The sequence below is a fragment of the Mesotoga sp. B105.6.4 genome, assembly GCF_002896535.1.
In the GTDB taxonomy this organism is placed as follows: Bacteria; Thermotogota; Thermotogae; order Petrotogales; family Kosmotogaceae; genus Mesotoga.
In genome coordinates this window covers 1-13,575 of record NZ_JWIM01000071.1, presented here as the reverse complement: position 1 = coordinate 13,575, position 13,575 = coordinate 1, and the positions used below count along the sequence as shown (strand labels likewise).

Genomic DNA, 13,575 nt, shown 5'->3' with positions numbered 1-13,575 from the left:
CGATAATAACACCTTCAGTATCCTATTTATCTTAGAATATCTTGAATAGCGGCGATCTCTGTGTAAGTGAGACCGGCCCTCTTCGTCAGGTAGTCAAGCGCAACGCTCTTGACGTTGACATCGTCAACTGGATTGCCATTGTTCATAAGAACGAAGAGATCGGCGATAATCTTCTTCACTGCATCGTAGGCTGCCGTTCCCTGCTTCACATTGTAGTAGTTCTCATAGGATTTGACATAGTCCGCGTAGATCTCGTCGGTCTTTGCGTTCATAATCGCTCCAAGCAGAGCGGAGGCGATTCCGGCCCTGTCCTTGCCTTCAACGCAGTGGATCAGATACGGCGGCTCGTGAGAGATCATGAACCTCAGGCCCTCTCCAAGTTTCTTCGCGAAGTCTTCAGCAAGAGGATCTACTCCCATATTTAGGTTTATCAGGTTTCCGGCTTCACCGATTGCCTTGTAATACTCCGAGTACTCCCAGTTCGATGCAAGCTCTTCGTCCGAATCGGAGAGATTGATTACAGTCCTGATTCCCGCTTGCTCTATTAGGGCCGATGCGTAAGGCGACCTGGGATCGCTGATTGAAGGATGGGAACATCTGTATAGCTTACCGGGTGCGATCTCTCCAATCGTTACTTCCCTGAAGTTTGCAAAGATCTCATCGCTAGCATAATCATCCCTTACATCCGTTCTTACAAGGTGTCTGATCTCCAATTCGTCCCTATAGGCCCCCTTCTCAATAAGCCCCATATTAAGAGGATCTCCAACGGCAAGTCCGTAAGTCTGACCGAAATTGCCATAGTTGATGGCCAGAAGAACATGGTCGCCGGAATACCTTGCCAGCGGCTGTCCCCTGTCGACATCGCCGTATGTAGTTACGAATGGAACCATGATCGTTGTAGTGCCCATAGTCACGTAAACAAGATCTCCAGCTTCAATGGCGGCATAAACAACTGCTTCCATCGGAATATTCGTATGAACGTTACCGTACTTATCAATCTCGGCCACTGCACCAACGATTCCGGCAAGCATCAAAGCTGACAGAACCACAAAAACACCCAGTAACAATCCTTTCTTAAGCATAAAACACCTCCACCTATCCTATTTAGACGTTAAGATATTTGCACCATAATTATATCACCAGCGACTTTTAATCACGAAGAGACCAATCATCATTATCCACATGATACGATGATCAGACAACCGAATAGCTCTGTTGTCACGCACTGCGACTCCCGCTACTCCGTTTATACCACACATGGAGACGTACAGAAACGAACTAAGAAGTGTTCGCACTTTTTTCCGAAGAATTCTCAAGAAGAGAGTCTGGCCGCTAGAGACTGAATCGACCAGCTCCGTTCTAGAATCAATAGGGAGATGTTTGGTAGATAGGTACTCACTTTTCGGACGAACTATTGATTTCATCTCCTAATTCGGATCGTGGAGGAGAATGAGATGAAGAATGTTCGCCTGATAGTGGTTTTGGCACTTGTTTTTTTCTTTCTTACAGGCTGTCCTATCAAGAATGGCAAGCCAGAATGGGGAGTTGTAGAAACGATTGTCAAGAATATTGGAGAGCACTTTCAGATCAACCTTGCCGAGTACAGCTCAGACCCGGACGGCCATCTTATATCGTACAAGCTAATAGGAGGACCAGGAACCATTACAGGGAGCCTTTACGAGTGGACAGTCAGCGGGCCTCTCGGCAACATCACAGTGACAGTAAGGGCGGAAGATGAAAAGGGATTGTCTACTGACAAGACATTCACGATAACGGTCAAGTCGTTCCCCAACGTCCCGTCAAGTCCTTTCCCGGCAAATGGTGCAAAGGATACGAACTTCGAGGTGACCCTGTCCTGGGAAGGCGGAGACCCCGACGGAGATCCGGTACTATATGATCTCTACCTCTCTACAGCTCACAATCCCACTCTTTTCATATCGAATCGAACTACTAACAGCTATACCAAGAGCGGTCTCTCGCCCAACACAACATACTACTGGAAGATAGTTGCAAGAAACGAGGGGTCGTCTGGCGTAGCCGGCCCAATATGGAGCTTCACAACAAAGAAATGAAATCCAGCGAAGGGCAATACAAAACTGTATATAGGGGGAGAATCCGCAAAATCGAGATGTTCGCTGTGCTCACGGGAAGCCCAACATTCTGACCGGGATCATGTAAAAATCACGAAAAAGAACATTTGTCATCCCGATATGCAACTGATCGGGATCTCGAATGTAAGAGTCGCTTTTCGCTGAACGCTGAAAGATCCGCTTGCTAGAAGACGCTGTGCGCTTTGAAGAGCCGTCCTCCGATAAGATCATATTGAGAAAGAGCATTGTCGAGATGTTCGCTGCGCTCACGAGAAGGCGAGAGAAAAGTCAGTCACCTTCGGTGGCCAGTCAGGCTTCGCCTGGCCAGTCTCGCCTTTGGCGAGGCAAGTTCCGCTTCGCGGCCTAAAAGCCAGCGATCGCTCCAAAGAACCGCTGTTCGCTTATCGCTTGGATGAGAAGAAGTTCTCCGTTGGGTGTCCAAGAGGAAAGATCTGTTCTTCGTTCCAGAGCAGAGCGAGGATCTGTTCTTTGTTCTTGGTCAAGGTCATATTTCCAGAGCATGGCACACCCAGACCAGAAAATTGTAAGGCCGACGAACTGAGCTGGTTTTGACAAACCAGATTCCACCATTCTTTGCTCGATAGGAACTCTAGCTCTTTGCTCTTGGCCAACCACCAACTACGTATCACCAATAACGGCTCTTAGCGCGAAGCTTCTTCTAAAACTCAAAGCGTCTTCTCTGGCTCCAGCGGAGAGCGGAGGACCGCTGACGGTTAACGTATTTTGCTCTTTCCAGCGTTAAGCGGCTCTTATAGAAGGACGTTTCTCTTGAAAGCACAAATCAATACTCGTTGGATCTGGAAATGAGCCATTTGCCAGATTCGTTCTTAATCCTCCAGATGTAAGTCCTGTAGTCAATCGGTCCGGAATTCCATTTGATTTCTACGCTGAATTCCACTCTGGCTTCCGTGACTCCCTCGTTGAAATCAACGTCAACGTTGCTCGTCCTGTTGAAGTGAATGACGTTTCTTCCTTCAAATCTGCTTGAATAGGCATCGATGATCTCCGAGTGCGATTTGGACGCCGTGTTTATTACGGCCAGATTTGTGTACAGCCCCGCAAGCTCTACAGAGTTCTCCGCTTCCCAATACTTCTCGAAATCGCTCACAAGTCCACTCACCTTTATCGTCGGGCCTAAAATGAAACAACCCGAAAGCAACAGCAACACAACGACCAAAGATAATATTGACAGAATTATCTTTTTCATCTCTTCGCCCCCTCTGCAAAATAACTTTCATCCGAAGCACATTCCATGAAACTCCTGTCCTCTCACTTTCGTCCCTTGCTTAAGTTTCATCTCGATCCTTGCTTTAGAAAGAATGCCCGCCTGCAACGCTACTCTCGATTAGCGCCTTCGCGCCTACTACCTAATCCCCGTATCGAAGTTCATCTCTACCTCATCTTCTTTTTTGGAGTTCGATCGTCTAGTCCTAAGTCTCAAAAATATCACCGATACCTGAGAATACGCTCATCTGTGCTCTTGATCTTCAATCCCCGCTCGAGCGGTGGAGAGTGTGCACCTTGAAGCCCGTCTGCAACCATGCTCTCATCAAAGCGTTCCAGTCAACGAGAAGAGCTCCTATCGCTGTAATGTCATTAGATCTCACAGATGACTGTTCTGAGCGAGATGCACCCCCATCTCCAGTTTGCTGCTCTCCTCCCAAATACAATGGAGCGAAAGTCTTTCTTCATCCATGCATTGAAGAGGACAAGAAATTCTAGCACCTGCATTGTCGAAATCGGCTCGCGGGAAGGACTCATTCCCTTTTCCGACACACCGCTTCGATGAAGACCCCACGCCTCGATAGCAATGCTTAACACCCTATTAGTGACAGTTCTCTCTTATTTCATGTAGATGGTTTAGACTAAAGATCAGAAGTAGACGGAGGTGTTACCATGAAGAAGCTTCTTTTTGTGCTGCTCGTATGCTTTGTAATAAGCTCGATCAGCCTTGGACAAGGCGAGGCCGGCATCTTGGTGGTCGGCGACCCGGACGGCCAGTACTCAACCATACAGGCAGCAATAGATGACGCGAAGGCCGGAGATATGGTGATGATTCTCCCCGGAACATACAGAGAGGGTCTGACTGTAAGCAAGGAGATCAAGCTTATAGGATCGTCCAGAGACGAGGTTATAATAACACCCGAAGAAGGAAAGGATCTCGGGATATTTGTCAGGGGCGCTGCAAATTTCTCGATCGAGAGCGTCACTCTCATTTCGAGCGGCGCGGCAATCAACGTATCGAGGTCCTCGGGCAAGATAGTAGACTCCTTCATTGCGGGCGGAAGATTCGGAATCTCTTTCAGCGGCACCGGAATGACCCTTGAAGTAATCGACTCACATATAACCTGCTATCTCGGAATGGACAATGAAGATCATCTCGAAACCAGACTCGCAGGAATCTACGCATATGGCAGCGCAACAGTGATTGCAGAGAACTCCGTATTCGAAAGAAACGGAGTGGGGATAAGCCTAACCAACGATATCAAGTACCAGATCCAGAACTGTACATTCACAGGAAACACGATAGGAGTTTCGCTCGGTGGAGACGCAACCGGTTCTCTTGTGGGAAACATAGTCACGAAAAACGTCGAAAACGGAATACTTATAAACTCATCTTCCACAACCACACTCAAAGACAACCTCTTCCACGACAACATCTGGCACGGACTCGATCTTTACCTCAACAGATGTACCGAGTGCGAGTGTGGGGGCGAAGAATTCAACGGCAAGGTCGTTGGATCGGGGAATGTATTCAAGTCCGAAGACGAGATCTGCCCGATCGACTACTGGGATGAAACCTTCTACAGTTTCGACGAGGATCTGGGAAAGAGCGAGGACGAAGACTGAACCCGACAAACCCCCAGGACATCGGCAATGCCTTGGTGGTTTTTTTGTATAACCGTAGTCTTTAATTCTCCGGGCTCAAATGCGTTGATTTCAATCCTGATGATAATTATAGCCATACAGCGATAGCTACGGATCGTGAGCTTGTTTGAGAGAGTATGGTATACTAATGTTGGGTGATGAGATGTCGAAAATCGACTGGGGCAGAGTGCAAAACAAAGTGAGCATAGCGCTATCAATAGGACTGGCGGTTGCTGTAATCATCATGGTGTTCGCTCTCATAAACCTGACAAAAGCAAACTCTTCCTCATAGGCTTTCATAGACTCAATCAACGAACCAACCGCTGTCGAATCGAACAGATGAGAAGGCACCCACTACAACGCATTGACTAGTTAGGTGCCCAGCCCGTCTATGGGAGGCAAAGACTCTCCCCGCAATGTGCAAATAGACACCCAATTCTTATCGATAGCTCTAACTCAACTTCGACAGCGAGTAATCTAAAAACAGCTAAACAAGGGGAAAAATGAAAAGAAAAACAGACGTACCACCACAGTGGTCAATTATGCAATCTCTTTGAGTAGATCCGGTGGTCTTATTTTGAGTGATTTGAAAGCGTCGTAAGCATTGCCCATCATTTTAGTTCTTGCAAGAAAGCGTTTGCCTTCTACCGTTAACTCAACTGCCCTTATCTCTTTCAAGTCTTCAAGTATTTCTGCTTAAGAGAAAGTACTTCCAATCTGAAGCTTTCTACATAAGGCAGTCTCCATTACAAGCGCAAGGGAACAGATCATTATGTGTCCCTTCACCCTCGTCTTGCTTATCATTCCTCTATCGGCTACTACTATAACCCTGTCTATGTTGAATCTTCTTCGTATATCCTCAAGAGCTATCCTGAAGGTATCTGTGTCAGCAGTGTTTCCAGGAAAGATTTGGTGAGCAACAGGGAAACCATCCTTCGTCATTAGTACCCCCATCACCACTTGCTTGCAATCAGATCTGTGATCCTTAGAACGACCATAAAATGACAGGTCGGGTCCTTCTCCATGGAAGTATATACTGGTTGTGTCCCAGAAGACTAGATCGAGATTCAAGTTGAAGAGAGTCTTCACATTGCTGAATAGCTCTTCCTCCACCTCTTCCTTGAACTTCTCAAGATAATCCAGTCCACGGTAGTAATGGTGGAGACTCAGCTGCTCGAACTCAGGTCTGTAAACCTTGTTTACCCACTTGTCTACTCCTCTCTTCGATCTCGGTTCGACAAGTCTGTTAAGTACCATAGCGAATATAGCCTCAACGTAATCGCTAACGGCATCCGTATCTCCCAGCAGTCTCCTGTTTTATATTCTGCAGCAAACACAGTCTCCTCAAGACTCTTTCAATACCTAGTTCCTTCCATAACTGCTCGAAGATAACAACAGGTCCCCACAGATAGGTTTGATTCACATTAAGGGCTTCTTTTCTAATCCATTCTTTCGTAGAGAAGTTCTTCAGGCTTTCAATTAGCCTATCTATCTGGCCACTGTTTTGGAGATCATCTACTCTCCCCAGATTAACCAGAACTCTCTGTCTAGTCTTATTCCCCACTCGTATATTCTCTACGAGTTGCAGGTAACTCCTGGTGGACCCGTCTTTGTTTTTGAAGTGTTTCAGTCTGCAGCAAACGCACCTAATGATATCACTATACAAAACGGCAAGTCAAACGCAGGTTTTCAAAAGAAAGATGTGGCTACTGGTTGGTTTCTCTTATAGGTGAAAGGAGTAACGTCAACCGACTACCGCTTTCACTTTCGAATCTTGAATGCCCTCTATCTGCCAACTCGCAGCTAGAAAGTGATGGTCGAGTTGGCAATAGTCCAGCTCTTATTCCAGAATGTGTAACTTACGTCTGGAATCCCGTCACAGAGGTCTTTCAACCATCCGGCCATGTGCACTCCGCCATTTACGTCGAAGCCTGCTGTAACTTTGTAGCCTACCTGTGTTGTGCTTCCAGCCGAGGCAATGGTTTCACCTTTCAGCCACGGGACAAACTGGACAAAAGGACCGGCGATATAGTAGACATATGCCGATAGAGTTAGCGGGAGAGAGCCTTTGGCCCAGGCATTCACTTTTGCGTTCGCGTTGAATTGGAGACCAGAGTAGTTTGCTGAGTACGAAACGTTCTTGCTCCAACCGTTCTGATACGTGACCGTTAGCGTTGTGTTTGCCGAGAGTGTTGTCGACGCATTGAAGCCTATTACACCGGAAATACCAGCTTCAGCGTTCGCATCGAACTTGACTTCCATGACGAGTGTTACCGGAACACAAGATACCCAGAAGGTTATCCACTTGGTCTTGGTTGTTATGTTCTTTGTCCAATTCTTTGTGATCGCCGCTCCGGATGAGACCTCAATGAACGGCGTCAATGAAGGGCTGAAACTTACAGTTGTCTGGAATTTCTTCAAGACGTATTTGTATTTCCACCAGCTGACTTTCTTCCATTCGTGCTCCCACAGAAGTGATGTACCGAATGTTAAGCTGACGGTCAATCCGGGCTCGACTGTCAAGGTTTGGTACGAAAACTCGTTCGAGAATGTATGTGAAACATAGAAGCTCCACGAACCGGAATAATCTTCTTTGAAGACATAAGGTTTCGGTTCGGTCAACGCGCGAGTTTTCGAACTCTTGAAAACAACGGTGAAGGCAGCATAATCTCTCAGCTTCTCCATTAGATCTTCGTTGTCGGATTTCACTAGGTTGCTTGGCGAACCGCCTCCGGTAGTGGTCTCTTCCTTAAGGGTGAGCGTATTTTTGTCATAGGTAAGACTTGCCTTGAACTTCGTGCCCCCACCCAGATCTATTGACCAATCTTTTAGAGGTTTGTCGCCGTGAGGGGATAGTAACTCGAAGATCTCCGATCCCTCCGGAAGAACGATTGTAGTTGTCTTTGTAGTAATGAGCGAGTTCTTGGAGGAGCCTAGGAAGGCAGTCTCAAATGCTTTACCGTCTATCAGGTCTTCGAAGTACTTGAGCATTATCTTCTCTTCAGAGAAATTCTTGCTCGAGAACTCGTAACTTCCCGGGAACTCCTTCGATTGCTTGATTAGCCCGCTTACCTTCATAGTAATAACACTCTTGTAGTTGCCGTTCTTATCGACCGATATGTCTATGTCTCTGTCTCCAAAGTTAGGTACGGATGCGTAGAGAAAGAAGTAGCCCTTGGAGATTTCGTCATAGAAGTTACTGAAAACCTCTTCACGCACTTCGCGATCGGAAAGGGCTTCACTGTGCTGAATGTATACTTTTGCCAGATCAGAGGATGGGACATATTCAGTACGGGTAATTACCGCGTTACCACCTGGTTCAATTACGATTTTGTCCTCTACCGTACGCTTGAACTGAGTAGAAAAGACCAATACCGATGACAAAACGATTACCGCAATCAGGATCTTTCTGAACATGCTTACACCTCCTTTGAAGTCATACGTCTGAGTATAGCACCAAGGGTTAGTCGGTTTTTCCAGTTTGCAAGAGAGATGATTTACCGCGGATGGTCATACAAGAGAGGTTGATTTCGCATCGGGATTGAAGATCGTAACTGAACCAAAAGAATGCTAAGGAAAGATGACTGAAAAAGGGTGAATTTCGCCTAAATTGAGCAAGACGAAAAAGGCTCCTAAGAGCCACCCTCATCGTTGTCCGTCAATATGCGTGAGAAATCCGGGCCACCAGCTCTGTACCTCCCGAGTATCTTGAATACCTGGAGTGTAAGCCAGCGAGAAGGTTCCTTTTTTTGACCGAAATCCCAGTTCTTCCAGGCCATCCAGACTGATTCGGGTATGAATCTCCCAGAAGAGGTACGTTTTGACTCCACTATTTCTATCATTTCATTGATGCGATGGTCATCAACTTTTGTGGATGACCTTGAGACAACATCGAGTACATGGAGTATATCGAACCAGACTTCCGGACACTTCAACTTCGAGAAGTCGGTACCCATGTAGAATATGTATGGATGATAATCTCTTCTCCTCTCCCAGAGCGAAAGAAGAGACTCCACGCCGAGCGAGACATTATTGCTTCTCCTGAACTCGGGGATTTCGAGAAGGAGCTTTGTCATTATGAGAGTGGCGTAGGGACAAGGGTCTTCCTTTCTTCCAGGTCCGCGAAAGCTTCCGAGTTCTGGTGATGCGTTACATGGCCAGCCGTTGTCTCTTACCAGTTTTGCAAGGTATTCTACAGCCATCAGCACTCGTGCATCCTCTTGAAGTCCCATTTTTGCTAGCGAATAAAGTATTACCGGAGCATCACAAAGCGCCCATGCAAAGTGATCCGTTCCCAAACCGCCGAATTTTACAGGAATATTCATGAGAATCTGAAAAGGACCCTGTGAAGAGCGATGCTCAAGTATCTTCTCAATGATTTCTTCAACCCCGGGATCATCTTTTCTTACTCCAAGATCGGCTAGAAATGTCAATTTGTGAATCAAGTGTCCGGCATTCTTGTGGCTCGTAAGGACAGAGCCTGGCCAGTCTTGGAGCTCGGCGATCAACGATTTTATCTCCGGACAGTGGAGCATTCTCTTTCGTGATTCAATGACATCTTCGTTCTCTTTATCCTGAAAGAGGAGATCCAGTCTGGTCTTGTACTCAACCCATGTAGAACCTTCAAGGAGCCACTCTATAGTCTCATTCATGATTCGCCTCCAAAAAAATGGCAAGAGCCTTCTAGGCATACTCTGATCTAGATCTTAGCACTGAAAGGGACAGATACAAGTGAATGGCGAACCAATAATCGTTATCCGGAAAGCGAAAGAGAGATGTTCTCTACGGAAACGGTCTTTCTTGCGCAAAGTTGTGATAAAATCACGATGGCAGATGGAGTCAAGATTTTACCAGATGCCTGTAAACAGGAGGGGTGATCATTATGTCAAGAACGGTATTGATGCTCGCCGGTGTTGTGGTGCTGGTCATGGCTCTGCTAGCTTCACTAAATATCTCGACCGTTGTAGAGCCCCTCTGGCACGTCATCTTCAAGTGGATCGGCGGCGCCGCAATGATCCTTGTCGCTTATATGGACAAGGGCAAGAAGACCTAGCTGTTCTCAGTCGATTGCCGGCCCGGGGAGTATTTTCCGGGCTGATTATTCTTCGCGTTCGATACCGCAGTAATTCGGAAGTCAGACAACAAGCGTTTCAACTCCTCAATTTCAATGTTTTCAGGATTTCCGAGGCTGTCTGCAAAGTACTGTTGGGTACATCATAACGGTCACCCTCACTATCGCTCTTGTCGACAAAGAACTCAGGTATCAGATTGTGCTTGGAGTTGATGCCGCATGCTTCGCCGGATTCTGCTTCAAGCTGCGGTTAGTGCGCTATCGTATTACTGTCTGGTGGGATTGCTGTTTTTCTCTTCAAGCGCTTCGATCAGCCTTCTTATTTCGGGGGAGTCGACTGGCAACTCTTCAGTAATTGAAAGAATCTCTTCGATAAGAGGATCTAGTCTCAGTCCATCGCTATGTTCCGATGCTTTGCTCTCTTTGCTTGCTTCGGCTTCGATGGTTTCAACGACCATTTTCTTGAGAGATATAGAAGTTGCCCGAAGCGAGTTTCTGATGATCTTTGCAATTTCCACTCTCAGTACCGGATTAGTCAGCCACCCGTTGTCTAGAATGATCCCGACACGGTAGTCGTCCGAGCATGATGGATCTTCCGATACGGCGTACAACAGGATTCTCCACAAGATGGGAGCTTTGGATCTCCGCCACCATTCGTAATAGAACTCCCTGTTCTTGTCATCGGTTTTTATAAGGAAGAGGATAGTGTCTCTCATCATATCTATGAATATGTGGAGCCATTCGGGCCCCGCCTCTCCTTCGCTCTCTTCGATTACTTTCCTAGCGCCGCATATGCTGTCGTGCTCTCTCAAGGTACTGTTCAAAACAGACATGTCGGCGACCGCTTTCATAAGCTGGGAGGTAAGGATCGACAGTATGTCTTCATAAAGGATGGCGAGGTTCGGTTCGAGCAGTTCCGACCAGAGCCTCTTCAGGCAATCAGTCGTTACAAGGGGTTCAAGGTCGTATTGTCTGTGGAAGAGAGAAAGCGTCGCCTCTCTTCCCGTCTGGGATAGAGAAAAGAAGTTCTGAATTGTCTTCGTTATTATCCAGGGATTTTCAGTTATTTCGACCTTCTTCAGAGCTTCGAGCATAGCTTGATCGGGTGTGTCGTGTTTGTGCCAGTTGTTGAGAATCAGGTTGAGCCATTCCGCCAGAAAGTCGCCCGGTTTCTCTATCTCATTATTAGCGAGATACTGGACGATTGAGGAGACCAGATATGGGTTCAGCGGAGAGTTTCTTGAGACCAGAAAGGTAAGGTGCTCCTGATCTGAACTTTCGAAGGCTGTCTTAACGAACCAGTCGGCAAGGTTTCTCTCAATCTCGTCAAGTGGGCCGTCTTCATTGAAGAGGCTGTCGAGAAGTCCCCTTGAATCGAGCCACCGCACCCAGTCGAAGTCATTTGCAAAACGGCAGAAGACCTTCGTGAGATCCTCACGATTGAGGCAGTATGTCAGGTAACTGTCTGCTTTCCTATCTTGGCCGGGCTTTTTGGAGACGAACCTGCCGATTCTCTCGGTATGACAGTTCAGGTCAGAACTTGCGAGAGAGGTCCACTTCTCGAGTGCCTTTTGAAGCTCGAGATGGGCAGTTGCTTCTTCGGGCACGAGCGGGTATGAAACGGGGATTACGTTGATTTCCTTCCATCTCTCTGCATCGCTAGCGCTGACGAGAGCGTATCTGTTTGACTGCCTTATGTCCAGACCTCTGGCCAGATAATCAACAATGGTGTCCCTGTGGCTGTAACCTATAAACAAAATCGTGTAGTCGGAGAGATAGAGATCGCGCAAGAAGTCTCTAGCCCAGCCCTCTGTGAGATATGCCCTTCCGAAGTCTCTGTTGGTAACTACCAACAATCTTGCGTCCTGCTCTACGTTTCCGTGCAAATAAACGATTCCCCTGAAATCGTCGCCTCTTGGAAGTGCGGGAGCTCTGAAGGTTTCAAAACCCGCATATCTATCTTTGTACTCCCTGATGGTTGTGAGAAAGTGGGCATCGTAGTTGGTCGTAACGATCTTCAGGTCGTGAGGGCCTTTGAATAGAAGTGGGATCAGCCTGTGAAGCTCCGATGGCTTGGAACTCTCTTCACTCATGATCTGCCAGACGATTTCGTGGACGCCCTCTTCTTCCCGTTTCGGGTTCAGGCTTCCGAGAAAGACGTCGGGCGGCTGGACTCTCTGCTGCCTCGCGTAATACTTCTGCCTGTATCGCTTCGCGACGGCTTTCGCAAGGTCAACAAAGCCTGGAATGTTCGAGGGGGAGGCCATCGAAACGCCGGCTCCAGCAAAGACGACGAGCCTGCCTTCCTCCTGGGCCCTGATAAGCTCGGTGGGGACGTTCACATTATCCGTTATGAACATGATCTTTCCCTCTTTCTTCCGCGATGTGATCGACTTTTCAAAGGAGCGGAACCTGCCTCCGCAAGACATCTCTTTGATGCAATGATACTACTTCTCAGCTGACTGCGTTTCATATGTGGCTTCTGAGAAGAAGCCTTGCTCTGAAGCTGGCGAAGAAGGCAGTCCTGCCTAAGCCGCTCGAAAAGAGAGTACGCATCGCCGGAGGGCCCATAGAGTTACAGCGGAGGCTTCCGATTTTGAGGCGGGCCAAAACAATAGAGAGTAATAGGATTACCGACAGGGTCTCCATGCATATGAGCAAAAACACCTTGTCCAAACGTTAGGGTGGGATGCCGACGACTTAATTTGACAAACGCCTTAGCCGAACTCGAATAAAAAGCTTTCCCCATTCCCCAGTTCGACAAAAGCACTGTTGCACTGCTGGGCAGTTCTGGGCACAATGGACGTTCCCATGAAGATAATCCTCATCTGTCAGTGGCCAACGGTTCGCCGGAAAAAGCTTGAGAAGTGCGGGAACCTTTCGAAAGTTAATAAGAGTATGCGTTATAGTAACCTATATGCGAAAGTACTAATATAGATTCTAAATATACTTTATTTTCCTTCACTATGCCTGGCATTCAACACATAATGTAACTTTTGCGGCAATGCGTCGGATTAAAATGCTTTGTCGAAGTCCCTTCAGAGAGTCATCAGTGCAAGCAATCTCACCAAAAAATTCTCCAGAGGCGGATTATGAGATCAGTGTCTAAAAGTATACAGTTCATCGATGAGAAATGATATTAAATGACCATGAAATCTCAATTTCTAAACCCTTGGAGTTCGAGTGCTTTTCATTCCGCTGATGCTAGACTGAATTAAAGAAAGAAATACGCCCTTCTCTTGAGTTTATCACTTAATCTTCTGAAAACAGCTGAACAAGCCAAAGCATTTTCGGAAACGAAGAATTTTGCCACTACAAACTCTGTATTCAGAGAGTGAGTTCTTCTTGAGGCGTTACCTTGTCGGGTTGTGTTATCTTCATTAATGAAAGAATCTTCGAAGCAAGGGGTAGTGATTTGGCTTTCATGTAGTAACTTTGCTCACCATGGCTGAACTTCATCACTTTGAGTGAGTTTATCGCTTGTTGTATCTCCTGGGTTGAAGTGTGTATTCCTTTCTTTCTCAT

At 47.0% G+C, this 13,575-nt stretch carries 12 protein-coding genes; 4 read left to right on the top strand and 8 right to left on the bottom strand.

Annotated features, from left to right (window positions below; genetic code table 11):
- Positions 1-26 precede the first annotated feature (26 nt).
- Positions 27-1,082, bottom strand: coding sequence for a tyrosine-protein phosphatase (locus tag RJ60_RS12720; protein WP_103134942.1), 1,056 nt, complete (start codon positions 1,080-1,082; stop codon positions 27-29).
- 372 nt (positions 1,083-1,454) lie between these two features.
- Between RJ60_RS12720 and RJ60_RS12715 the strand changes: the two genes are divergently transcribed.
- Positions 1,455-2,072 (top strand): fibronectin type III domain-containing protein, encoded by a 618-nt coding sequence (locus tag RJ60_RS12715; protein ID WP_103134941.1) that lies wholly within the window; start codon positions 1,455-1,457, stop codon positions 2,070-2,072.
- 820 nt (positions 2,073-2,892) lie between these two features.
- Here the strand turns inward: RJ60_RS12715 and RJ60_RS12705 are convergent.
- Complete coding sequence (locus RJ60_RS12705) at positions 2,893-3,318, bottom strand: hypothetical protein (RefSeq protein ID WP_103134939.1); 426 nt, start codon at positions 3,316-3,318, stop codon at positions 2,893-2,895.
- 689 nt (positions 3,319-4,007) lie between these two features.
- Between RJ60_RS12705 and RJ60_RS12695 the strand changes: the two genes are divergently transcribed.
- Positions 4,008-4,961 (top strand): nitrous oxide reductase family maturation protein NosD, encoded by a 954-nt coding sequence (locus RJ60_RS12695; protein ID WP_103134938.1) that lies wholly within the window; start codon positions 4,008-4,010, stop codon positions 4,959-4,961.
- A gap of 166 nt (positions 4,962-5,127) precedes the next feature.
- Positions 5,128-5,271 carry a hypothetical protein gene (locus RJ60_RS15645; protein ID WP_180979956.1) on the top strand — a complete coding sequence of 48 codons (144 nt, stop codon included), beginning with the start codon at positions 5,128-5,130 and terminating at the stop codon, positions 5,269-5,271.
- Positions 5,272-5,675: 404 nt separating this feature from the next.
- On the opposite strand, the gene RJ60_RS16325 is transcribed toward RJ60_RS15645, so the two are convergent.
- The 4 genes from RJ60_RS16325 to RJ60_RS12680 all read right to left on the bottom strand — a co-directional run bounded on the left by RJ60_RS16325 (position 5,676) and on the right by RJ60_RS12680 (position 9,631).
- Positions 5,676-6,236 (bottom strand): IS1634 family transposase, encoded by a 561-nt coding sequence (locus RJ60_RS16325; RefSeq protein ID WP_258006322.1) that lies wholly within the window; start codon positions 6,234-6,236, stop codon positions 5,676-5,678.
- A 25-nt stretch (positions 6,237-6,261) separates the two neighbouring features.
- Positions 6,262-6,543 carry a hypothetical protein gene (locus RJ60_RS16320; protein WP_258006321.1) on the bottom strand — a complete coding sequence of 94 codons (282 nt, stop codon included), beginning with the start codon at positions 6,541-6,543 and terminating at the stop codon, positions 6,262-6,264.
- A gap of 239 nt (positions 6,544-6,782) precedes the next feature.
- Entirely contained in the window at positions 6,783-8,396 is a 1,614-nt protein-coding gene (locus RJ60_RS12685) for a hypothetical protein (protein WP_103134937.1), read from the bottom strand.
- 215 nt (positions 8,397-8,611) lie between these two features.
- Positions 8,612-9,631 carry a hypothetical protein gene (locus tag RJ60_RS12680; RefSeq protein ID WP_103134936.1) on the bottom strand — a complete coding sequence of 340 codons (1,020 nt, stop codon included), beginning with the start codon at positions 9,629-9,631 and terminating at the stop codon, positions 8,612-8,614.
- 230 nt (positions 9,632-9,861) lie between these two features.
- Between RJ60_RS12680 and RJ60_RS15640 the strand changes: the two genes are divergently transcribed.
- A complete protein-coding gene (locus RJ60_RS15640) occupies positions 9,862-10,032 on the top strand; it encodes a hypothetical protein (RefSeq protein ID WP_180979951.1) in 171 nt (56 codons plus the stop codon).
- 284 nt (positions 10,033-10,316) lie between these two features.
- Here the strand turns inward: RJ60_RS15640 and RJ60_RS12675 are convergent, their stop codons facing one another.
- Together RJ60_RS12675 and RJ60_RS15850 are read right to left on the bottom strand one after the other, a co-directional pair.
- On the bottom strand, positions 10,317-12,410 hold the full coding sequence (locus RJ60_RS12675) for an SIR2 family protein (RefSeq protein WP_103134935.1): 2,094 nt from the start codon (positions 12,408-12,410) through the stop codon (positions 10,317-10,319).
- Between the two features lie 967 nt (positions 12,411-13,377).
- Positions 13,378-13,575: hypothetical protein (locus RJ60_RS15850; protein ID WP_103134934.1), on the bottom strand; the 198-nt coding region annotated here is incomplete at its 5' end.

What these genes read in the sequence shown, in the direction of transcription:
- RJ60_RS12720 (WP_103134942.1), bottom strand. Translation starts at nt 1,082, where the DNA reads ATGCTTAAGAAAGGATTGTTACTGGGTGTTTTTGTGGTTCTGTCAGCT.
- RJ60_RS12715 (WP_103134941.1), top strand. Translation starts at nt 1,455, where the DNA reads ATGAAGAATGTTCGCCTGATAGTGGTTTTGGCACTTGTTTTTTTCTTT.
- RJ60_RS12705 (WP_103134939.1), bottom strand. Translation starts at nt 3,318, where the DNA reads ATGAAAAAGATAATTCTGTCAATATTATCTTTGGTCGTTGTGTTGCTG.
- RJ60_RS12695 (WP_103134938.1), top strand. Translation starts at nt 4,008, where the DNA reads ATGAAGAAGCTTCTTTTTGTGCTGCTCGTATGCTTTGTAATAAGCTCG.
- RJ60_RS15645 (WP_180979956.1), top strand. Translation starts at nt 5,128, where the DNA reads ATGTTGGGTGATGAGATGTCGAAAATCGACTGGGGCAGAGTGCAAAAC.
- RJ60_RS16325 (WP_258006322.1), bottom strand. Translation starts at nt 6,236, where the DNA reads ATGGTACTTAACAGACTTGTCGAACCGAGATCGAAGAGAGGAGTAGAC.
- RJ60_RS12685 (WP_103134937.1), bottom strand. Translation starts at nt 8,396, where the DNA reads ATGTTCAGAAAGATCCTGATTGCGGTAATCGTTTTGTCATCGGTATTG.
- RJ60_RS12680 (WP_103134936.1), bottom strand. Translation starts at nt 9,631, where the DNA reads ATGAATGAGACTATAGAGTGGCTCCTTGAAGGTTCTACATGGGTTGAG.
- RJ60_RS15640 (WP_180979951.1), top strand. Translation starts at nt 9,862, where the DNA reads ATGTCAAGAACGGTATTGATGCTCGCCGGTGTTGTGGTGCTGGTCATG.
- RJ60_RS12675 (WP_103134935.1), bottom strand. Translation starts at nt 12,410, where the DNA reads ATGTTCATAACGGATAATGTGAACGTCCCCACCGAGCTTATCAGGGCC.